This is a genomic window from Pseudomonas sp. B1-22, from assembly GCF_050474425.1.
Classification (GTDB): domain Bacteria; phylum Pseudomonadota; class Gammaproteobacteria; order Pseudomonadales; family Pseudomonadaceae; genus Pseudomonas.
In genome coordinates, this window is sequence record NZ_JBCHVH010000004.1 from 631953 (window position 1) to 653425 (window position 21473).

General features: G+C 65.3%; 20 protein-coding genes. 10 read left to right on the forward strand and 10 right to left on the reverse strand.

The features are described 5' to 3' along the window. The first annotated feature begins 4 nt into the window (after positions 1-4). Entirely contained in the window at positions 5-787 is a 783-nt protein-coding gene (locus ACQ5BL_RS18490; RefSeq protein ID WP_207884891.1) for an N-acetylmuramoyl-L-alanine amidase, read from the forward strand. On the opposite strand, the gene ACQ5BL_RS18495 is transcribed toward ACQ5BL_RS18490, so the two are convergent. Further along, positions 784-2577 carry an ATP-binding protein gene (locus tag ACQ5BL_RS18495; protein WP_243807311.1) on the reverse strand — a complete coding sequence of 598 codons (1794 nt, stop codon included), beginning with the start codon at positions 2575-2577 and terminating at the stop codon, positions 784-786. The two genes, ACQ5BL_RS18490 and ACQ5BL_RS18495, sit on opposite strands and share 4 nt — an antisense overlap. Next, positions 2574-3920, reverse strand: coding sequence for a sigma-54-dependent response regulator transcription factor AlgB (gene algB / locus ACQ5BL_RS18500; protein WP_243807329.1), 1347 nt, complete (start codon positions 3918-3920; stop codon positions 2574-2576). Before algB ends, ACQ5BL_RS18495 begins: the two co-directional genes overlap by 4 nt. A 220-nt stretch (positions 3921-4140) precedes the next feature. Between algB and ACQ5BL_RS18505 the strand changes: the two genes are divergently transcribed. The 4 genes from ACQ5BL_RS18505 (at position 4141) to ACQ5BL_RS18520 (ending at position 6243) form a co-directional block, all read left to right on the forward strand. Continuing rightward, the gene (locus tag ACQ5BL_RS18505) at positions 4141-4983 is read left to right on the forward strand and encodes a BON domain-containing protein (protein ID WP_243807338.1); all 843 of its coding nucleotides are present in this window, start codon (positions 4141-4143) and stop codon (positions 4981-4983) included. A gap of 216 nt (positions 4984-5199) precedes the next feature. Beyond that, positions 5200-5466, forward strand: coding sequence for a hypothetical protein (locus tag ACQ5BL_RS18510; protein ID WP_243807340.1), 267 nt, complete (start codon positions 5200-5202; stop codon positions 5464-5466). Positions 5467-5574: 108 nt separating this feature from the next. Further along, the gene (locus ACQ5BL_RS18515) at positions 5575-5736 is read left to right on the forward strand and encodes a DUF1328 domain-containing protein (protein ID WP_207884896.1); all 162 of its coding nucleotides are present in this window, start codon (positions 5575-5577) and stop codon (positions 5734-5736) included. 33 nt (positions 5737-5769) lie between these two features. After that, positions 5770-6243: an inhibitor of vertebrate lysozyme family protein gene (locus ACQ5BL_RS18520; RefSeq protein ID WP_243807342.1), complete on the forward strand. Its 474-nt coding sequence runs from the start codon at positions 5770-5772 to the stop codon at positions 6241-6243. 192 nt (positions 6244-6435) lie between these two features. Here the strand turns inward: ACQ5BL_RS18520 and ACQ5BL_RS18525 are convergent, their stop codons facing one another. Further along, entirely contained in the window at positions 6436-7095 is a 660-nt protein-coding gene (locus tag ACQ5BL_RS18525; RefSeq protein ID WP_243807345.1) for a DUF3313 domain-containing protein, read from the reverse strand. A gap of 636 nt (positions 7096-7731) precedes the next feature. Between ACQ5BL_RS18525 and gltP the strand changes: the two genes are divergently transcribed. The 3 genes from gltP to ACQ5BL_RS18540 all read left to right on the forward strand — a co-directional run bounded on the left by gltP (position 7732) and on the right by ACQ5BL_RS18540 (position 11090). After that, positions 7732-9066: a glutamate/aspartate:proton symporter GltP gene (gene gltP, locus ACQ5BL_RS18530; protein WP_243807347.1), complete on the forward strand. Its 1335-nt coding sequence runs from the start codon at positions 7732-7734 to the stop codon at positions 9064-9066. 108 nt (positions 9067-9174) lie between these two features. Then, the gene (locus ACQ5BL_RS18535; protein ID WP_243807350.1) at positions 9175-10404 is read left to right on the forward strand and encodes a nucleoside recognition domain-containing protein; all 1230 of its coding nucleotides are present in this window, start codon (positions 9175-9177) and stop codon (positions 10402-10404) included. A 134-nt stretch (positions 10405-10538) separates the two neighbouring features. Further along, positions 10539-11090: a GNAT family N-acetyltransferase gene (locus ACQ5BL_RS18540; protein WP_243807352.1), complete on the forward strand. Its 552-nt coding sequence runs from the start codon at positions 10539-10541 to the stop codon at positions 11088-11090. A 20-nt stretch (positions 11091-11110) separates the two neighbouring features. Here the strand turns inward: ACQ5BL_RS18540 and ACQ5BL_RS18545 are convergent, their stop codons facing one another. After that, entirely contained in the window at positions 11111-12484 is a 1374-nt protein-coding gene (locus ACQ5BL_RS18545) for a M16 family metallopeptidase (RefSeq protein WP_243807356.1), read from the reverse strand. Between the two features lie 204 nt (positions 12485-12688). On the opposite strand from ACQ5BL_RS18545, the gene ACQ5BL_RS18550 reads away from it, so the two are divergent. Next, positions 12689-13645 carry an NAD-dependent epimerase/dehydratase family protein gene (locus tag ACQ5BL_RS18550; protein WP_207884903.1) on the forward strand — a complete coding sequence of 319 codons (957 nt, stop codon included), beginning with the start codon at positions 12689-12691 and terminating at the stop codon, positions 13643-13645. An 87-nt stretch (positions 13646-13732) separates the two neighbouring features. On the opposite strand, the gene ACQ5BL_RS18555 is transcribed toward ACQ5BL_RS18550, so the two are convergent. Then, positions 13733-14767 carry an AraC family transcriptional regulator gene (locus ACQ5BL_RS18555; protein WP_243807358.1) on the reverse strand — a complete coding sequence of 345 codons (1035 nt, stop codon included), beginning with the start codon at positions 14765-14767 and terminating at the stop codon, positions 13733-13735. A gap of 70 nt (positions 14768-14837) precedes the next feature. Then, positions 14838-16547, reverse strand: a complete 1710-nt coding sequence (locus tag ACQ5BL_RS18560; RefSeq protein ID WP_207884905.1) for a Na/Pi cotransporter family protein — start codon at positions 16545-16547, stop codon at positions 14838-14840. 343 nt (positions 16548-16890) lie between these two features. Here ACQ5BL_RS18560 and ACQ5BL_RS18565 point away from each other — a divergent pair, with 343 nt between their 5' ends. Next, on the forward strand, positions 16891-17376 hold the full coding sequence (locus ACQ5BL_RS18565) for an LEA type 2 family protein (protein WP_207884906.1): 486 nt from the start codon (positions 16891-16893) through the stop codon (positions 17374-17376). Between the two features lie 22 nt (positions 17377-17398). Here the strand turns inward: ACQ5BL_RS18565 and ACQ5BL_RS18570 are convergent, their stop codons facing one another. The 4 genes from ACQ5BL_RS18570 to ACQ5BL_RS18585 all read right to left on the reverse strand — a co-directional run bounded on the left by ACQ5BL_RS18570 (position 17399) and on the right by ACQ5BL_RS18585 (position 21418). Beyond that, the gene (locus ACQ5BL_RS18570) at positions 17399-17830 is read right to left on the reverse strand and encodes a hypothetical protein (protein ID WP_243807360.1); all 432 of its coding nucleotides are present in this window, start codon (positions 17828-17830) and stop codon (positions 17399-17401) included. A 91-nt stretch (positions 17831-17921) separates the two neighbouring features. Beyond that, complete coding sequence (locus tag ACQ5BL_RS18575) at positions 17922-18683, reverse strand: TerC family protein (protein WP_207884907.1); 762 nt, start codon at positions 18681-18683, stop codon at positions 17922-17924. A gap of 33 nt (positions 18684-18716) precedes the next feature. Next, positions 18717-20021: a CitMHS family transporter gene (locus ACQ5BL_RS18580; RefSeq protein WP_243807371.1), complete on the reverse strand. Its 1305-nt coding sequence runs from the start codon at positions 20019-20021 to the stop codon at positions 18717-18719. Between the two features lie 422 nt (positions 20022-20443). Next, the gene (locus tag ACQ5BL_RS18585; protein ID WP_243807374.1) at positions 20444-21418 is read right to left on the reverse strand and encodes an AEC family transporter; all 975 of its coding nucleotides are present in this window, start codon (positions 21416-21418) and stop codon (positions 20444-20446) included. Positions 21419-21473 lie beyond the last annotated feature (55 nt).

The following is a 21473-nucleotide window of genomic DNA, read 5'->3' on the forward strand; positions in this document are numbered from 1 at the left end:
GTCCATGACCCTTCGTGCCCTCTGTCTCGCCTTGTCCGCCTTGCTGCTCGCCGGCTGCGCCGAGCAGGGGCTGCAGATCGATCGCACGCATGTCTCACGCAACCAGGACAGCCGCATCCAGTACATCATCATCCATTACACGTCGGAGAGCCTGCCGGGTTCGCTGCGGGTCCTGACGCGCGGCGAGGTCAGCGCTCATTACCTGATCGGCGACCAGCCGCCGACCATCTACCAGCTGGTGGACGAGAACCGCCGCGCCTGGCACGCCGGGCAGAGCGAATGGCAGGGCCGTACCTGGCTGAACTCCACCTCGATCGGCATCGAGCTGGTCAATCCCGGCTACCGTGAAACTCCCAGCGGCAAGATCTGGTACCCCTATCCGGATGGGCAGATCGATGCGCTGATCGCCCTGCTCAAGGACATCAGCAAACGCCAGGGCATCACCCCGGACCATATCCTCGGGCACAGCGACATCGCTCCGCAGCGCAAGGTCGACCCGGGCCCGCTGTTTCCCTGGAAGAAGCTCGCTGATGCCGGGCTGATCCCCTGGCCCAAGCCGGGTGAGATCGCCCGCCGCCTGGGCGAGCTGAACGGCCAGTTGCCCGCCCCGGGGTGGTTCCAGCAGCAATTGGCGCGCCACGGCTACGCGGTACCGCTCAACGGCGTGCTCGATGATGAGACGCGCAACGTGATCGCGGCCTTCCAGATGCGCTTCCGCCCGGACCGTTTCGACGGCGAGCCGGATCTGGAGACTGCAGCGCTGTTGCTGGCCGTACCGACCAGCTAAAGCGGCAGCAGTACGTAGAAGCGCGAGCCCTTGCCCGGCTGCGAGTGCAGCACGATGCGTCCGCCGTGCAACTGGACGATCTCCCGGCACAGGGCCAGGCCGAGGCCCGCGCCACCCTTCTTGCGCCCGACCTGGACGAAGGGTTCGAAGATGCGGCTCTGCTGGCTGAAGGGAATCCCATCGCCGCTGTCCTCCACGGCGATCGCCACCCGCTCATCATGACAACGCGCCTGTAGCCGAATCACCCCACCCTCGGGGGTGTGGCGCAGGGCATTGCTGATCAGGTTGTCGATGACCCGCTCGATCTGCAGGCGATCGAGGTTCAGTGGCGGCAGGTCCGTGGCGGTCTCCAGCTGGAGCTCGATGAGTTGGCTGCGCGCCTGCCCTTCGAAGCGTTGCCGGGCCTGCCCGAGGATTTCGGCGATGTCGCACGGCTGCAGGTCGAGCTTCTGCGTGCCGCTCTGGTAACGGGAGAAATTCAGCAGGTCGCCGATGAGCAGCACCAGCCGGCGCATCTCCTCGTCGACCGTACTCATCAGATCGTACTCGCGAGACCCCTTGGGGAAGGCCAGGCGTTCGGACAACAGGCCGAAGGCCATGTGCATGCCGGTCACCGGCGTGCGTAGCTCATGGGAGGCGCGCAGCACGAAGTCATTGCGCACCCGTTCGAAGGCGCGTTGTTCGGTGACATCGCGCAGCACCATCACCGCCCCGATGTTGCGTCCGTCGTCGTGGGTGACCGGCGACATGCCCCAGGTCAGTAGCCGTTGCTCCCCGTTCACCTCTACCACCAGATCCTGGGGCGTTTCTTCCAGAAGGTTACCCGCCAGGACCCGTTGGGTGGCCTGGGTCAGCTCCGGGTTGTCCAGCAGCGCGCCGAGGTCCTGGCCATGCGGATCGCTTCTGGAGAACAACTGGCGGCTGGCGACCGGATTGGCGTGCTCGATGCGGCCCTCGCGATCGAGGATCACCAGGCCGTCGTCGATGCTGTCGAGCACCGCCTGCAGGCGCCGGCGTCCATAGCCGATGGCCTCGGTATTGGTTTCCCGGTAAAGGCGCAGGGCCTCCGCCATCAGGCCGAATCGGCGGCTCAGGGTGGTCATCTCGGCCACCGGGGATATGGGCAGGGTCAGGTCGAAATCACCGCGTCCGATCTTGTCCGCGGCCCTGCTCAGGGCTTCGATGGGCGCGCCGAAGCGGCGGGCGATGCTGTGGGCGGTGATGAAGCCGATCACCAGAATGGCCAGGCCCACCATTCCGAGCAGCCCGCTGATCAACAGGGTCCGCGTGCGGGTGTCGCTTTCCTGGGTGCCGATGTTGCGCATGGCGAACTCGTGCAGGGCGAGCATTTGTTGCCGGAGCGCGTCCAGGTTGCGGCTCAGGTCGCTGTCGTCGAGCAGCTCGGTGCGGCCGGGCCCCGGGTTTTCCGTGGTTGCGACGAACTGCCGGTGAGCGTTGGCGATCTGTTCCAGCAATTGCTGTTCGGTGTCGCTGGAGGCGCGCTTCTGGCCACGCTCCAGCGAGTCGCGGAAGTACTGGCGGGCCGCCGCCAGACGCTGGATGTCCGGTTCCGTGCTGAGTACCTGGACCAGCTCGTCACCCAGGGCCTGGTGCAACTGCTGGCTGACTTCGATGGTGTCGAAGTTGCGCTGGATGAGACCCGCCTGCTCGCGGCCGGTGAGCACCACGCTGAACAGCCCCAGCAGCAGCCCCAGCAGGGCCACCGTCATGAGCGCCGAGATGCTCAGGAAGAGCTGGGTGCGCAATGTCAGCGGCAGGCGCAGTTTCACAGGCTGTATTGCTTGCGCTTGCGGTACAGCGTGGACGCGTCGATGCCCAGGGTCTTGGCAGCCTGATCGAGGGTTGCGCTGGTGGCCATCACGGCGGCGATATGGGCTTTTTCCAGTTCCTCCAGACTGAGTGCTTCGCCGATGCGTGGGGCGGCGTTGGCCGAATGCTCGCCGGGGGCAAGGTGTTCGATACCAATTACCTCCTGATTGCAGATGATGCTCGCACGTTCGATAACGTTTCTCAGCTCGCGAACATTGCCGGGCCAGCCATAGCGGCGCAGCAGGTCTCGTGCCTCGTCGGTGAAGCCGCGGGCCGGGCGGCCGTAATCCTTGACGAAGCGGGCGAGGAAGCGCTCGGCAAGGCTGAGGATATCTTCGGCGCGCTCGCGCAATGGCGGCAGGTTCAGCACGATGACGTTCAGGCGGTACAGCAGGTCCTCACGAAAACTGCCCTGGGCGACCATGCCGGCCAGATCGCGGTTGGTGGCGGCGAGGATGCGCACGTCGGCGGTGCGCGTCACCGGGTCGCCCACTCGTTCGTATTCCTTGTCCTGGATGAAACGCAGCAGTTTTGGCTGCAGGGCCAGGGGGAAATCGCCGATCTCGTCGAGGAACAGGGTGCCGCCATCGGCCTGGCTGATGCGCCCGAGCGTGTTCTCGGTGGCGCCGGTGAAGGCGCCACGGCTGTGCCCGAACAGCTCGCTCTCGGTCAGCTCGGCGCTCAGCGATGGGCAGTTGATGGTCACGAAGGATTTCTTTGCCCGTTTGCTCCAGCCATGGATGGCCCGCGCCAGCTCGCCCTTGCCGGAGCCGGACTCGCCCAGGATGAGGATGTTGGCGTCGGTTGCAGCCACCTGGCGGGCGGTTTCCAGCACCGCGGCCATGGCCGGGCTCTGTGATTCGAACAGGTCGCCCTGCTTGCGTACCTCGCCTTCCAGCGCCTCGATACGGGCGGTGAGCTGGTGGACTTCCAGTTGCTTGGCGGCTGCCAGGCGCAGCTGGTCGGGGCTGCAGGGTTTCACCAGGTAATCGGCGGCGCCGCCCTGCATGGCGTTCACTGCGCTGTCCACCGCAGAGTGGGCGGTAATGATGACCACGCGCATCCAGGGGGCCTGTACGCGCATCTGCGCGAGCACATCCAGGCCGTTGTCCTCGCCCAGGCGCAAATCGAGGAAACACAGGTCGAAGACCTGGTGTTGCAGCAGAGTGTCGGCCTGGGCAGCGCTGCTGGCGGTTGCCACGCTATAGCCTTCATCTTCCAGGCAATAGCGGAACGAGCGCAGGATGGCGGGCTCGTCATCGACCAGAAGGATGCGGCCCAGTTGTTCAGGCGGAGCGTCCATTCAAGGTGATCCTCATAATTTGTCGTGGGTAAATTCTTAGTCCAGGAATTTTCGTGCAAGTTGCAAAGGCGCTACCCAGAGCGTCGGGCAGGGTGCAACGGCAGAGTTATCCACATGACGGGTAATGCGTTGAAATAAAAGGACTTATCAACAGAATGGCACTGCCATGGGCATTTTGCTGTCTTTACAGGCAGTACAGAAAATTGCCAAGGAGTAACCCATGCCCACCCCGAAGCTGCTTGTCCTGGCCCTCGGCAGCCTGCTGCTGGCCACTGCGCCGTTGGTCGGCCAGGCCGAGGAATCCACGCTTACCGAACAGCTGGTCGAGGCGCGCCAGGAGGGTTCGATCTGGACCGCCATCAACCTCAACCGCGACCTGAAGCCCTTCAAGCTCAGCGTGGATGTGGAAAAGGGCCGCGCCGTGCTGGGTGGCAAGGTCGCCAGTGAAGAACAGCGTGAACTGGCAGCGCAGGTTGCGCTGAGTGTCGAAGGCATCACCTCTGTGGATAACCGGATTACCGTCGATCCGGCACTGGCCAGCGGCGAGGCACCCCGCAGCGATGCCGTGCAGCGCTGGGACGACGCGGCGCTGGCCGCCCGAGTCAAGGCCAAGCTGCTGCTGGACAAGCCGGCCGAAGGCCTGGACATCAAGGTGTCCAGCAAGGCGGGTGCGGTCACCCTGGAAGGCACTGTGCCCAGCGAGGAGGCCAGCCAGCAGGCCTCCCACCTCGCTGCACAGACCGAAGGGGTCGCCTCTGTGGATAACCGCCTGAAGGTGATGCCCGATGGCGCCTCGACCAAGAAGCTGGAGGATTCCGTGAACGATGCGCAGGCTGCGGTCAGCGATGCCTGGATCACCAGCCAGATCAAGGCCGACGTGCTGGCGCGCCATGCGCTGAGCGGGCTGTCCATCGGCGTATCGACCCGCGATGGGGTGGTCAGCCTCAGCGGCGTGGTGCCCAGCAATGCCGAGCGCCAGCAATTGATCGACACCGCTCGCAAGACCCGTGGTGTGCATGAAGTGGATGCCAGCGCCCTGAAGGTGGCCGGCCAGGCCACCTGACGGCATCGACCGTTCCGCGGTTGCAAAACGCACGGTGAAAGCCTGGCAATCGTGCAGGATGCCGACGCAACCCCTCAGCACGAATTATTCAACTGATTGTTTTTAAAGGATAAAAAATACAAAAGCAGCCTGGCATGTGGCGTGCAGACTCCCAAGGAAAATCGGTCCACGCCGCCTGCATGGGCAAGGATGCTCGCGACGGCCAGGAGAGTCGGGATGAATAGCCATGAAACGCGTGTCGATGTCTGGAGCCGGGTCCTGCTGGCCATAGCCCTGTTGCTGTTGCTGATCCACCAGGTGCAATCGGTGTCGCCGTCCCTGGGTTATCCCCGCGTACTTATCCCCAGCGCAACCAGCGTGCTCTCGGACACCCCGAGTTATCCACAGATGCTTCCGGCCAGGGATGACATCAACCGGCACCTGGACACGAGGTCCCACGAACCGCAGGCGGCAACCGCCCGTCAGGGGGGCTGGGTGTTCTGAATTCGTGGACTGTCCACACCTCAGGTGGCTTGAACATCGGGAGAAAGGTCATCCCGACGGCTACTCCGGCAGTGCTGCCGAATCGACCACGAGAAGAGGAGAAATCCCATGCTCAGTTGGGCTCTGACATTCCTGATCATCGCCATCATCGCCGGCGTGCTGGGTTTCGGCGGCATTGCAGGCGCCGCGACCAGCATTGCCAAGATCCTGTTCGTACTGTTCCTGGTGCTGTTCATCGTGTCGTTCATCGCCGGACGCTGGCGGGGCTGACGCCCTTCTCCACTGCGGACGAGGTGTGTGGCCATGGGCGTCATCCGCAACCTGCTGATCGGTCTCCTGCTGCTGGCCGGTGTCGGGACCCAGGCCCTGGCGCTGGGGCCGGACAAGATATCCCGGTACCGGGTCGACCAGCTGATGGCATCCGATCAGCAGTACCGGCAGACCTGGCACTCCATGGTCCAGAATGAAGACAGCTTGCCCGACTGGGTGACGAGCCTCAGCGGCACCTCGATGCCGATGCACTCGGTGGACAAACCCAGTGGCAAGTATCTGGTGGGCGAACTGTGCGAAGCCTACGACTGCACCAGGCATCGGCTCTATGTCGCGTTCAGCTGGGACAAGCAGAAGGCCTATGCCCTTTACGTGAAGGTGCCCGAAGGGCTGCCGCCGGACCAGGCGCCTAGCCGGCATGCCCGCCTGCGCTGGCTGGGCGAGCCCGACGACACGGTGAAAGGTATTCTGGATGAGGAGCTCAAGAGCGATCCGAGCTGGTTTTGATCGCGCGTGGCCGACGGCCCGCGCATGACCAGGGGGCCGGGATGTTCGGGGTGATTCAGGCCCTGAGCGACCCAGGGGTACAGGGAGTACCTCCGCAACGGCGGACCGGGTCAGGGGGAAAAGGCTGCGGCGGAACCGGCGTGAGGACGAGACAGTGGTTCGCCTCACTTCGGTTCCGCAGAGCCGGGCCGCTTACGGCTTGAAGTTGGCGGCGTCGCGCGCCCAGCCGTCGATCACCGGTTTCAGGTCGTTGAGTGTCAGGTGTGTGCTCTTGTTCTCCAGCGACTTGCCGGCGCCTTTGCGTACCACCTTGGCCACAGGCTTGCTGGTGGCGCCGTCCAGGGCCTCCATTTCCACATAGACCTCGGTTTCCTGGTCCCGTGTGCCGATGGCGGTGGTGGTGGCCGCGACCACCAGGGCGATCGGGATGACCTCGTAGGCATGCAGGCCCTCGGTCGAAACGTTCACTCCGGTGATCGCAGTCTTCAGTACCAGGGTGTCGCGATCGGCCTGCTGCACCACCCGGTAGCGGCTGCTCAGCTGTCGCTCGATCTGCTGTTTCAGGTAGTCGGGAATGGCATTCAGGGTCGTCTGATCGACGTTCTCGGTCGGCTTGGGCTGCGGGAAGTACACCGGCCGTTCCACCAGTACCGAGCTGTAGTTATCCAGTTTCAGGTTCGGGTCCACCCAGCGCAGCACCGGTTGCCCGCTGGGCGAGGTCGCCGGCTTGAGCTGGGAGTAGTCGTCGAGGAAGCCGGAATACTGCGAGGCATCGGGCTTCTGGCTGGAGCATCCGGCCAGCGCCAGGGTGCCGGCCAACAGCAGGGTGGGTACTACCGAGAGTCGCGTCATAGAGTGTCCTGTCTCTGAAGGTTCACCGCGTCGTTCGCATGTTCGGCTGGCGCGGATCAGAGGCGGCAGGGTAGCCGCACGCTGTTTCGAACCGGCTCGAACTTCACTGATATCGGTCAATCCGAAGTGGTCAGGAATCGATCTACAATGCCCCGCCGATTCCTCTCGGCGCACTGACCTCAATAATGAAGGGCGGTCTCCGGCGACTTATCCACAAGCGCCCGCGTTCCTGCCCCCTTGCAGTCAGTGGCCCCTTCCGTGGCCATGGCCCTCCGAAATGGTCCTTCGACGCGACCGTACATCCGGTAACAGGAAGCCCGGGTGTCTCGATTCCGGACGGCTGATTCGTTCAACCCACGCCATTGAAGGCATGAATGCAACAAGCCTAGCCGGCTTTGCAGATCGCTGCGTGACGGGCATTGAGGAGCCTGCCTCATGCAATAAATCAAGGGGCGATGGACCTGGAACCAAGGTTTCAGATGCCTTTTCCTATGCCGATTGTGCATGGGGTAGGCGGCTCCGGCATTAGACGAGGGATGAGGGTGTAGGAATCATGCGCCCCCTTTTCGCTGGCCATCGGTACCCCGGTGGCGAAGCGGAACCCCGACTTCCACAAGAATCAAGGGTGACTCAACTATGGGCAAAGCCAAGCTCAGCCTCGCCTGGCAGATCCTCATCGGCCTGGTACTCGGAATTGCACTGGGCGCCGCGCTCAATCACTTCAGCGCGGACAAGGCCTGGTGGATCAGCAATTTCCTCCAGCCAGCCGGCGACATCTTCATTCGCCTGATCAAGATGATCGTGGTGCCGATCGTGATTTCCTCGCTCATCGTCGGCATCGCCGGCATGGGGGACGCGAAGAAACTCGGTCGGATCGGCCTGAAGACCATCGTCTACTTCGAAATCATCACCACTGTCGCCATCGTGGTCGGCCTGCTGCTGGCGAACGTCTTCCAGCCCGGCGCCGGCATCGACATGAGCACCCTGGGCACTGTGGATATCTCCCAGTACGCGCAGACCGCCAAGGAAGTCGAGCACCACCATGCGTTCGTCGAGACCCTCCTCAACCTGATCCCGTCGAACATCTTCGCGGCCATGGCCCGTGGCGAGATGCTGCCGATCATCTTCTTCTCGGTGATGTTCGGCCTGGGGCTGTCCTCGCTGCCGGCGCCGACCCGCGAGCCGCTGGTGAAGATGTTCCAGGGCGTAGCCGAGGCCATGTTCCGCGTCACCCACATGATCATGCGCTACGCCCCCATCGGCGTGTTCGCGCTGATCGCCGTGACCGTCGCCAACTTCGGATTCGCCTCGCTGCTGCCGCTGGCCAAGCTGGTGGTGCTGGTGTACTTCGCCATCGCCTTCTTCGCCTTCATGGTGCTGGGCCTGGCCGCGCGCCTGTTCGGCTTCTCCATCATCAAGCTGATGCGCATCTTCAAGGACGAGCTGATCCTGGCCTACTCCACCGCCAGCTCCGAGACCGTGCTGCCGCGCATCATCGAGAAGATGGAAGCCTATGGCGCGCCCAAGGCGGTGAGCAGCTTCGTGGTGCCCACCGGCTACTCCTTCAACCTCGACGGCTCGACCCTGTACCAGAGCATCGCGGCGATCTTCATCGCCCAGCTCTACGGCATCGACCTGTCCATCGGCCAGCAGCTGATGCTGGTGCTGACCCTGATGGTCACCTCCAAGGGCATCGCCGGCGTGCCGGGCGTTTCCTTCGTGGTGCTGCTGGCGACCCTGGGCAGCGTGGGGATTCCGCTGGAAGGCCTGGCCTTCATCGCCGGCGTCGACCGCATCATGGACATGGCGCGGACCGCGCTGAACGTGATCGGCAATGCCCTGGCCGTACTGGTGATCTCCAAGTGGGAAGGCGTGTACGACGCACAGAAGGGCGCCCGTTACTGGGAAGCCATGCAGGAGGGCCGTGCGGAAGCGCTGCTGGACGGCAAGGAAAGCGCCGCCACCCGCTGATTCCAGAGGGTTATCCACAAGGCCCCGGCATTGTCCGGGGCCTTGTCGTTTCTGGCGCCGGGTGTGCCCGTGCCGCTATCATCCGGGCCATTCCAAGGGGGACTTTCCATGCTCAATGGCCTGTGGCTGGGCTTTTTCATCGTCGCGGCGGTTACCGCGCTTTCCCGCTGGCTGCTCGGAGGCGAGGCGACCGTCTTCGCCGCCATGGTGGAAAGCCTGTTCGCCATGGCCAAGCTGTCGGTGGACGTGATGGTGCTGCTGTTCGGCACCCTGACCCTCTGGCTCGGCTTCCTGCGCATCGCCGAGAAGGCCGGTCTGGTGGAGAAGCTCGCGGTCCTGCTCGGCCCGCTGTTCCGTCGCCTGATGCCGGACGTACCCGCCGGCCACCCCGCCATCGGCCTGATCACCCTGAACTTCGCCGCCAACGGCCTGGGGCTGGACAACGCCGCCACGCCTATCGGCCTGAAGGCCATGAAGGCGCTGCAGGAGCTCAACCCCAGCAGCACCACCGCGAGCAACGCGCAGATCCTCTTCCTGGTGCTCAATGCCTCATCGCTGACCCTGCTGCCGGTGAGCATATTCATGTACCGCGCCCAGCAGGGCGCCGCCGACCCGACCCTGGTGTTCCTGCCGATACTGCTGGCCACCAGCGCCTCCACGCTGGTGGGCCTGCTGAGTGTGTCGGTGATGCAGCGCCTGCGACTGTGGGACCCTGTGGTGCTGGCCTACCTGATCCCCGGCGCGCTGGCGCTGGGCGCCTTCATGGCGTTGCTCGCCGGCCTGTCCGCCACCGCGCTGGCGCAACTGTCCTCGCTGCTGGGCAACGTGACGCTGTTCGGCATCATCATGCTGTTCCTCCTCGTCGGTTGGCTGAAGAAGGTGCCGGTGTACGAAACCTTCGTCGAAGGCGCGAAGGAAGGCTTCGACGTCGCCAAAAGCCTGCTGCCCTACCTGGTGGCGATGCTCTGCGCTGTGGGCGTACTGCGGGCCTCCGGTGCGCTGGAAATGGCGCTGGATGGCCTCCGCTGGGTCGTGGATAGCTTGGGCTGGGACACCCGCTTCGTCGACGCGCTGCCCACGGCGCTGGTCAAGCCGTTCTCCGGCAGCGCGGCGCGGGCCATGCTGCTGGAGACCATGCAGTCGCACGGTGTGGACAGCTTCCCGGCGCTGGTGGCGGCCACGGTGCAAGGCAGTACCGAGACCACCTTCTACGTGCTGGCCGTGTACTTCGGCGCGGTGGGCATCCAGCGCGCCCGCCATGCGGTGGGTTGCGCGCTGCTGGCAGACCTCGCCGGCGTGCTGGCCTCGATCGGCGTCTGCTACTGGTTCTTCGCCTGACCCCGCTTCACGCTACCTGCGGCGTTCCGCCTCAGTGTGGTCCCGGACTGCCTTGACTCAAGTCAGGCTCGTCCGGGCAGGGAGGGAGAAGGATAGGGTCATCCCAATTCCTCTTCGCCAGCGGAGACCGCGTCATGATCACCCACTCCTCAGCCGAGCTCGCAGCCCTCGGGGCTGTTGGCGCCGATCACTGGATAGAAACCCTCGACGATGGCAGCCACGTGCTGATCCGCCCGCTGCGTGCGGAAGATCGCGAGCGCGAGCGCCTGTTCCTCGAACGCCTCTCGCCCCTGACCCGCAAGTTCCGTTTCCACGGCGAGGTGAAGATCGACGACAAGCTGCTCGATCACCTGATGGACGTGGATTACCAGCGCACCATGGCGTTCATCGCGCTGACCCATGTCGACGGCGAGCTGCGCGAAATTGGCATCAGCCGCTATGCGGCGGTGGATGGTCAGCAGTGCGAATGCGCGGTGACCATTGCCGACGAGTGGAAGCAACTGGGTCTGGATGTCGCGCTGATGCGCCATCTGATCGACGTCGCCAAGCGCAACGGCTTCCGCCAGATGTACTCGATCGACTCGTCCATGGACCGCGACATGCGCGACATGTCCCGGGAGCTGGGCTTCCGCGCCCAACCCGATCCGGATGACGCCTGCCAGGTGGTTCGTCGCCTGGCTCTGTAAGTCCTCTGGTCCGGCGGGGCTCAGCCTCGCCGGCGCCACAACGCCAGGCCCAGCAGCCCGGCGATCAGCAGCGCAGCCACGGCCGCCAGCGGATAGACGGTATCGTCGTCGAGCAGCGGCTTCTCGATGCGCAGGTAACCATCGTCCTTGAACAACTGCTGCGCCAGCTCGTTCACCTGTTGCAGGCTGACCTTCGCCAGGCGCTTGTCCTCGTCGGGGAACTTGCCGTCGTCGAAGTCCGCCAGCGCACCCCAGTAATAGTCCGCCAGCGTCGAGTTGCCCGGTGTGCTCCAGGCCAGCTGGGCCCTGGCCACACGCTGGATGCGGCTGAAACGCGCCGGGTCCAGGCCGTCGTGGCGAATCCTGTCCACCACCTCGTGCAACGCCTTGAGCGTGGCGTCCTGGTCGTCACGCTCGATATCGGCGTTGAGGCTGAGGAATCCCTGGTTGGCCCACGCACTGCGCTCGCTCCATGGGCCGTACGACAGTTCGCGGCGCACCCGCAATTCGGTGTACAGCACGTCGTTCATGTAGGCCTGCAGCAGGTCCAGGGACGCGCCATCGGCATCCCCCGGCTCGGGAAATATCCAGTGCAGCACCGCGCTCTCGCCGAACAGGCTGGTGGTCAGCGTGCGCTGGCGTTCGGCGGGCCCCTTCATCACTGGCAGCTCGCGGCGTTCCGGAGTGTCGTGATCGGCCAGGGCGCCATAGGTGCGGGTCAGGTATGCCGGCAGGCGCGGATCGAGGTCGCCGACGATGATCAGCGTCATGTTGCTCGGCACGTACCAGTCCTTGCGCAGCTGGTCCAGCTGGGCCTGGCTCAGGTGGCCGACCGGCGCCCGCTCGGCGCAGGCCAGCCCCAGTTCCACGGCAAGCTGTTCCTGGCCGGCGCGGCTGACGTTCTGGTGGTCGAGCCAGCGCTGCAGGTGCGAATAGTGGCCACCGTCCTCGCGTACCAGCACCTGCTTGGCCGAGGCGATTTTCGGTGCGTCCAGGTGGGTGCGGGTGATGGCTTCCAGCAGCAGGTCGAGCACCTGGCGCTGGGTGGCGGCCGGTGACTCGACGACGAAGGCGGTATCGCCTTCACTGGTGTACGCGTTCCACTGGCCGCCCAGGGCCTGCATGCGGGCTTCCAGGTCGGCTTCGTCGCCGCCGTCCAGGCCGCTGAAGAACAGGTGTTCCATCAGGTGCGGCAGTTGGCGGTCGTGGCAGGAAAAGTCGCTGAAGCCTACGCCGACAATCAGACGAATGGAGACGTGGCCTTTCTCGCGGGTGGGCTTGAACAGTACCCCCATGCCGTTTTCCAGCTGATACGCCTCCACCGTCTGGCGCTGATCGGCGTACGACCAGCCAGCGAGCAGCAGGGACAGCAGGGGAAACAACAACCAACGCATGGGCGGAAAGCCTGGGAGAGCCTGAACGCAAAGCGACGAGGATAGCGGATTGACCGGCGCGAACCTACCCGTTATCCGCCCTACGGTTTGGCGCCTTGCATCATCGCCTGCGGCTTCTATCGTCATTGTGGGGGCACGGGCGGGTTTACCCTCTGACGATGGCGGATCATGCCGTCGCCGTGGATGTAGAGATTCGGAGGCTGAATGCGTGTCCTGATTACCGGTGCGGCCGGTTTCCTTGGCCAGAGTCTGCTCAGCGACCTGGCCGTGCAGCATCTCGACTGGACACTGATTGCCGCCGATGTCCGCTGCCTGAGCTCGAACGGCCTGCGTCCGAACATCGAACCGCTGCAACTGGATATCAGCGTGCCCGCCAAGGTGAGGCATTGCCTGGACAAATGGCGACCCGAGGCCATCGTCCACCTTGCCGCGGTGATCAACCCCCCGCGTGAGATGACCGAGGCGCAACTGCATGCCATCGAGGTCGGAGGCACCAGGACGCTGATCGAAGCCGCCTGCGAGGCCGGCGTCCAGCAGTTGATCGTCACCAGTTCCGGCGCCGCCTACGGCTATCACCCCGACAACGCCGAATGGATCGACGAGAGCCAGCCGCTGCGCTGCCATCCACGCTTCCTGCATGTCCGCCACAAGCAGGAAATCGAGCGGTTGCTGGCCGACATGCGGATACGTTATCCACAGCTCAAGCAACTGATCCTGAGGCCGGGTACCATCCTCGGCCGGCGTGTGCATAACCCGCTCATCGAACTGTTCGGCCGGCGCAAGCTCCTGGGGGTCGCCGGTCATCCCAGCCGCTTCGTGTTCATCTGGGACCAGGACGTGGTGAACGTCATCCGCCAGGGGTTGGAGCAGGGCAGCGAGGGCATCTACAACCTCGCGGGCGACGGGGCGTTGTCGCTGCGCGAGATCGCCGAACTGCTCGGCAAACCCTACCAGGCCTGGCCGGCTCCCCTGCTGCGCGCCGGGCTTGGCCTGCTCAAGCCGCTGGGGCTGTCGGCCTATGGTCCGGAGCAGGTGGACTTCCTGCGCTATCGGCCGGTGCTGGATAACCGGCGGCTCAAGGAGGAGTTCGGCTATCAGCCGCGTTACTCCAGCCGGGAGGCGTTCCTGGCGTTCCTCGATACCCGCGGGATGAACGGTTGATGCCAGGACGTTTCGTCCGGCCTGTGGAAAACCTGTAGACAAGCCTGTGAAAAACCAGCCTTGGCGCGACACTGCGACCGTCGGGTATCAGCTACCCGAGTGGCGACGGCGCTGGCGGTATTCGCCCGGCGTCAGGCCCGTCCAGTGGCGGAAGGCGCGGAAGAACACACTGGGCTCGGAGTAGCCAAGCAGCGCGGCGATATCGGTGGCTGGCAGGTTGCCTTCGCCGAGGTAGCGCTCCGCCAGTTGCCGGCGGGTGTCGGCGAGCAGCTGTTGATAACTGCTGCCTTCCTCCGCCAGGCGACGTTGCAGGGTACGTTCGCTCAGGCCCAGTTCGCTGGCCAGGGCCGCGCGGCCCGGTTCGCCACGGGTGAGCTGTTCGCCCAGCAGCGCCACCACCCGGCCGCTGACGCTGGCGCTGGGCAGGCGCGCCAGCAGCCCTTCGGCGTGCTGGCGCAGCAGGTCGCGCAAGGGCGCATTGGCCTGTGGCAGCGCCACGCCGACCATCGCCTTGGGCAGGCCCAGGGCATAGTCCTGGGCCTCGAAATGCAGCGGGCAGGCGAAGGCTGCCGCGTAGTCGTCTACGTGTTCCGGCTGGCGGTGCATGAAGCGGCAGCCGACCAGCTGCAGGCCGGGCAGCAGGGCCTTCAGCTGGCGCGCCCAGAAGCCGAGCAGGGCCAGGGCGCGCGGGCGGGTGGCGGATTGCTCGGGATTGAGCGGGCGATAGGCGACCCAGATGACCTCGGGCTGGGCCTCGATCGTTACGTGGCCGCCTTCACCGACCAGGCGCTGATAGCGCAGGGCCGACTCCAGGGCCTCGCCCAGCGTCGTGCTGCTTTGCAGCAGGTAACCCAGGGCGCTGAAGGAAGCCGGCGACAGCGCGCGGCCCAGTGCCAGGCCGGGCTCGGGATTGGGCAGGCGGGCCTGGATCGCGTCCCACAGCCGTTCCTGGTGAGGGAAGTCGATGCGCGCGTCGGGATCGCCGAGCTGGGCTTCCTGCAGGCCGCTGGCCGTGAGCAGAGCAGCGCGGTCGAGGCCCAGGCGGGCCGCGGCCAGCAGCACGGCCTGGGTCAGGCTGGCGCTGACCGAGGGCGTGCGATGTGTTTGAGAGCTTTCGTCCATGGCGCCCGATTCTGCCCTAACCCCGGGCCGGGGGTAACCCGTTGTTCGCGGCTTCCTGCGGCGCCCGGCTTCATCCCGTCGCGCGCGAGCCAGGTGTCGGGGATTGCTGCGCCTGCCCGACTTCATGCTCGACGAAGTCCGCATCTTCACCGTGGACATCGCCGAGGCTGGCGTCCGGGTTGTCCAGCACGGCATAGGCAATGGCGCAGAACAGCGAGTTCAGGCGCTTCATGTCGCTGATCAGGTCCAGGTGCAGCGAACTGGTCTCGATGCTCTGCACCACCTGCTGGCGCAGGCGGTCGACATGGGCATGGGCATAGTGGCGCTCCTGCAGGCGGAAGCGCTGCTTGGCGCGACGCAGGCGCCGGGCGCCTTCCTGGTCGCCGTTGAGGAACACCGACAGGGCCAGGCGCAGGTTGCTGACCAGTTGCCCGTGGAGCACGGTGATCTCTTCCAGGCCGTTGTCGGAGAACGAGCGGCTGCGCGAGGTCTTCTTGTCCTGCACGGCGCCGAGCATGTGCTCGATGATGTCGCCGGCCTGCTCCAGGTTGATCGCCAGCTCGATGATCTCGGCCCACCGGCGGCTGTCGCGTTCGCCCAGGTCCTCACGGGGCATGCGCGCGAGGTACAGCTTGATCGCGGTATAGAGCGCGTCGACGTCGTCATCCTGCTTGCGGATCTGCTTGGCCAGCAGCGGGTCGCCGCTGTGGATAACCTGCATCAAGTGGTTCAGCATCTGCTCGACGATGTCGCCCATGCGCAGGGTCTCGCGCACCGCGTTGACCAGCGCCAGGCTCGGCGTGTCCAGTGCCGCCGGGTCGAGGTGGCGCGGGCGCACGGTGTCTTCGGGGGACTGCCGGTCAGGCATCAGCCGCGTGCACAGCTGGGCCATCTGCTCGGTGAGCGGCAGGCAGGCCAGGCAGCGGGTGGCGTTGTAGAGCACGTGGAAGGCGATCACCAGCTCCTGGGTGCGGAACGGCCAGTCGTCCATCCAGGTCGCCACCGGGCCCACCAGCGGCAACACCAGCAGGCAGCCGGCGAACTTGAACAGCAGGCTGCCCAGGGCCACGCGGCGGCCGGCGGCATTCTGCGAGGCCGAGCTGATCAGGGCGAGGATACCGCTGCCGAGGTTGGCGCCGACCACCAGGCACAGCGCCACTTTCAGCGAGATCACCTTGGAAGTGGCGAGGGTCGCGGCGAGCAGCACGGCAGCCAGGCTGGAGTAGGAAATCATGGCAAACAGCGCGCCGGTCAGGGCGTCGAGCATCACGTCGCCAGTCAGGCTGGAGAACAGCACCTTCACGCCCTTGGCCTGGGTCATCGGCTCGGCGGCGGCGACGATCAGCTGCAGTGCCAGGATGATCAGTCCCAGGCCGATGAACACCCGGCCGAGCTGGCCCGCGCGGGTCTGCTTGCGGCTGAGGAACAGGATCACCCCGAAGAAGATCAGCAGCGGTGAGAGCCACGACAGGTCCAGCGTCAGCACCCGCGCCATCAGCGCCGTACCGACGTCGGCGCCAAGCATGATCGCCAGGGCCGGGGCCAGCGCCATCAGGCCGGTGGCGACGAAGGAGGTGGCCAGCAAGGCGGTGGCGTTGCTGCTCTGCACCAGCGCCGTCACGCCGATGCCGGCGGCGAAGGCCAGCGGCCGTTTCTGTACGCTGTGGCTCAGCACGCGGCGCAGATGAGTGCCGTAGACCCTGAGGATGCCGGTGCGGACGATATGAGTGCCCCACACCAACAGGGCGACGGCGGAGAGCAGATCGAGCAGTTTGAGCATGTCGGGCCCCCTCACGCTTTTTCGGGGCCGCTGACCTCAACAGCCCCTGACGACCTCGCCCGCAACCCGATAGCGCGGTAGGCCGATAAGGACACGGCAGCGTTCAGGCGTTGTCATCCAATGTCTTGGTAGACCCGCGTTTTTCCCTGTGGGTTCGCCAAATGCCTGATTCGCTGGGGTTCCTGTGCTTGAGTAAAGCTGATCCGGAGCCATCGTGCGGGATGATGTGAGCATGAACCGGCGGACGTTTCACGGCGTTTGGCCTGATCTGGAACAGAGTGGACCGCCATGCCCTGTGGATAAAATCCGCCGGGGACGAACCCACCACCAGCAAGGAGTGTGCATGCGAGGAATTCGACAGATCGCCCGGTGTGCCGGCTTGATCGCCGTGGTGCTGGCATTGGGTGCCTGCAGCAGCCTGTTCGGCCTGCGCGATCCGCTGCGGGTCGACCTGGTCGGGCTGGAGCCGGTCACCGGTCAGGGCATGGAGGCGCGCTTCGCGGTGAAGCTGCGGGTGCAGAACCCCAACGAGGAAGCCATTGACTACAACGGCGTCGCCCTCGACCTGGCGGTGAACGGCCAGCCGCTGGCCAGCGGGGTGAGCGATGCCAGCGGCCAGATTCCGCGTTTTGGCGAAAAAGTGATCAGCGTGCCGATCAGCATCTCGGCGTTCTCCGCCTTCCGCCAGGCCTGGGGCCTGTCCGGCGGGCCGCCGCGCCAGGGCATGCCCTACGAGATCAACGGCAAGCTGGCCGGCGGGCTGTTCGGTACGGTGCGCTTCAATGACAAGGGCGTGCTGAACTGGCCGGCCCCCAAGGTGCCGCGCTGAGGTGGGCTGTGGATAAACCGGCCTACAGACTGTTCCAGCGTTGTGCCAGGCCAAGCAGGTGGACCAGGCCGAAGCCCAGGCAGACCAGCGAGCTCCAGATCAGGAACGGGGTGGAGTGGGCGCGGGCGACCGTCAGCAGGGGCAGGATAGCCAGGCCACGCAGCAGGTAGATGCCGGTGATCAGGCAGAGCCCGTTACGCAGCAGGGGCAGCGGGGCGATGAGTCCGGCACCGGACAGTGCGTAGACAGACCACAGCGCAAGTACCGAGGCGATGCCGAGGGTGATGAGGGTGGGTCGAAGACGACCGGCTTCCGCCATCCGCGCCATGCTTTCTCCGGCGCCGAAGAAGCGGTACCAGGGGGCGCCGCCGAAGATGATCGCCACATGCAGCAGCGCCGCCAGGGCGCTCAGGGCGGCGCCGACCAGCAATGCCTTGTTGATGACTTCTTCCATGAGCTCGTTCTCCCGGTGCGGCGTGCTTGCCGCACCGGGAGCATAGCCCGGCACCGATTGCCTCCAGTCGCGACCGGTTGTCGCGGCGGGATCACTGGCCAGGAATGTCCTTGCGCAGCTTCACCGGCTCCACGTCCTTGCGCCCGCGCAGGGTGCGCATGCGGATGTTCAGCGCTTCCACCGCCAGCGAGAAGGCCATGGCGAAGTAGACGTAACCCTTGGGTACATGGACCTCGAAGGCCTCGGCGATCAGCACGGTGCCGACCACGATGAGGAACGACAGCGCCAGCATCTTCAGCGACGGGTGCTTGTCGATGAAGTCGCTGATGGTACCGGCCGCCAGCATCATCACCAGTACGGCGACGACGATCGCGGCGATCATCACCGGCACGTTGGAGACCATGCCCACGGCGGTGATCACCGAATCCAGCGAGAACACGATGTCGATGATGGCGATCTGGATGATGGTGCCGACGAAGCCGCCCATCATGCTCTTGGGTTCGCCTTCGGACTCGTCCTCGCCTTCCAGGCCGTGGTAGATCTCGCTGCTGCTTTTCCACAGGAGGAACAGGCCGCCGAAGAACAGGATCAGGTCACGCCCGGAAATGCCCTGGTCGAAGACGTGGAACAGGTCGGCGGTCAGGCGCATCACCCAGGTGATCGACAACAGCAGCAGGATGCGCGTGACCATCGCCAGCGCCAGCCCGAAGAAGCGCGTGCGCGGCTGCATGTGCTTGGGCATGCGGCCGACCAGGATGGAAATCATGATGATGTTGTCGATGCCCAGGACGATCTCCAGGGCAGTCAGGGTGAAGAACGCAATCCAGATTTCGGGGCTGGTCAGCCATTCCATTTAGCAGTTACTCGAAGTCGATGGTTGAACTGTTCATTTATTGAACAGGGGGAACAGGCCCAGCACCAGCGCGGCGGCAAGGATCGCCAGGCACACCAGCACGGCCCATTTCAGGGTGAAGCGCTGGTGGTCGCCGAAGTCCACCTTGGCCAGGCCCACCAGCAGGTAGGTCGAAGGCACCAGTGGGCTGAGCAGGTGAACCGGCTGGCCGACGATGGAGGCACGGGCCATTTCCACCGGGGCGATGCCGTACTGCGCGGCGGCCTGCGAGAGTACCGGGAGCACGCCGTAGTAGAAAGCGTCATTGGACATGAAGAAGGTGAACGGCATGCTCACCAGCGCCGTGATGGTCGCCAGATACGGCCCCATGGACGGCGGAATCACCGCCAGCAGGCCCTTGGACATCGCCTCGACCATGCCGGTGCCCTGCAGGATGCCGGTGAAGACCCCGGCGGCGAAGATCAGCGAAACCACCGCCAGGACGTTCTCGGCGTGGGCGCCGATACGCTTCTTCTGCTCGATGATGCAAGGATAGTTCACGATCATCGCGATACCGAAGGCGATCATGAAGAGAACCGGCATCGGCAGCAGGCCGGCGATCAGGGTCGCCATCAGCGTCACCGTGAGCGCGCCGTTGAACCACAGCAGCTTCGGCCGGCGTGCCTCGGGGTACTGCGAGACGCTGACCTCGGCCAGCGCTTCGTGGTCGGTCGGCAGGTGCAGCTCGCCCAGGCGCGCGCGCTCGCGCTTGCCGTAGATCCAGGCGATGGCGAAGATCGCCGTGATGCCGACCAGCATGGCCGGGATCATCGGTACGAAGATATCCGCCGGGTCCACGTGCAGCGCGCTGGCGGCGCGGGCGGTGGGGCCGCCCCAGGGCGTCATGTTCAGCACACCGCTGGAGAGCATGATCAGGCAGGCCATCAGCAGCGGGCTCATGCCCAGCCGGCCGTACAGCGGCAGCACGGCGGCCACGCAGATCATGTAGGTGGTCGAGCCGTCGCCATCGAGCGAGACGATCATCGCCAGCGCGGCGGTGCCCATCGAGACCTTCAGCGGGTCACCTTTCACCAGCTTGAGGATCTTGCGCACCGCCGGGTCGAACAGGCCCGAGTCGATCATGATGGCGAAGTAGAGGATGGCGAACATCAGCATCACGCCGGTCGGCGCCAGGGTGCGGATGCCGTCCAGCATCATCGGCCCGAGCCCTGCGGCAAAACCGCCGAGCACGGCGAAGGAGATCGGGACCAGGATCAGCGCGATCAGCGCCGACAGCCGCTTGGTCATGATCAGGAACATGAAGGTCGCCACCATGGCGAAGGCGAGGAAAGTCAGCATGGGGATAACTCCGATTCGGCGCGGGGATCAGCGGCAGCTGTGAATAAACGGGCGCAGCGCGAACGGAGCGGGGGAGGACAGGCAACGGAACATGGCATTCACCGATTGTTGTTTTTGTGTGGCCGGTAGGGCCGAGGCGGCGATGCTAGGAGGTCAAGCTTTCAGCAGGCTTTCGCGGGGTGTTGCCGTTGATCGGGAGCGGTTCTTTGTAGGAGCGAGGGGGACGCCCAGTCCTTGCTCGCGAACCGATGTCAGGCCGTGTGGGTAAGTTGCAGGTTGAACGGCGGCGTCCGTTGTAGGAGCGGACCTTGTCCGCGAATCCTTCGCTTTGCACCGGCCTGCGGGCCGGATCGCGGATAAGATCCGCTCCTACGGAAGCGTCGTGCCATGTGGATAAGTTTCCGGCTTGGCCGGGATGCAGCTCAGCCCAGCGCCTGAATCGCCCCCATCACCACCAGCAGGCTGGCGCCGGCCAGCAGTGTCTGCAGGGTGATGATCCCCGCCATCAGATGGCTCTCGCCGCCCAGCTGGCGGGTGAGCACATAGGCCGTCGGCGCGGTGGGCAGGGCGAAGAACAGCACCAGCAGCGCGCTTTCCAGCGCCGGCAGGGCCAGCAGGCGGGCGATGACGAAGGCCAGCAGCGGCATCGCCAGCAGGCGTACCGCGCAGTTCCAGCCCAGCGCCGCGACTTCCGCGCGCAGCTCCTGCGGCTGCAGCGCCGCGCCCACGCACAGCAGGCCCAGCGGCAGGCTCGCCACCGCCAGCAGGTTGAGCAGCCGGTCGCTGCCACCGGGCAGGCCGATGCCGCTCACATTGAGCAGCGCGCCGACCGCGCAGGCGAGGATCAGCGGGTTCTTCATGATCGGCAGCAACAGCCCGCGCAGGCTGATACCGCGCTCGGCGGTCAGCGCCCACACCGACATCACGTTCACCGTCGGCACCATCAAAGCCAGCATCAGCGCGGCCAGGGTCAGCCCCGGCTTGCCGTACAGGCTGCCCACGGCGGCCAGCCCCAGGTAGGTGTTGAAGCGCAGCACGCCCTGGGCGATGGCGCCGAAGCGCGCCGCGCTCCAGCCGCGCAGGCGCTTGACCACCAGCAGGGCGCCCCAGGCGACGCCCAGACCGAGGATCACCGCCAGCGCCTGACGGGCCAGGCCGGGATCGTTCAGCGGCGCATTGGCCAGGCTGCTGGCCAGCAACGCGGGGAACAGCAGGAAGTAGTTGAGCCGCTCGGCGGCGGGCCAGAACGCCTCGCCGGGGAACCCCTTGCGACGCAGCACGTAGCCGCCGACGATCAGCGCGAACAACGGCCAGAGGGCCTGGAACAGAGCGGTCACGGCAACCCCGCGGGTTGGATGGAAGCGGGCATCTTGCCGAGCCTGAGAGGGCGAGGGCAAGGCGTGTGGATAAGTTTCTCAGCCCTGCCCGCCAGGTTTTCCACAGCCGTTCAGG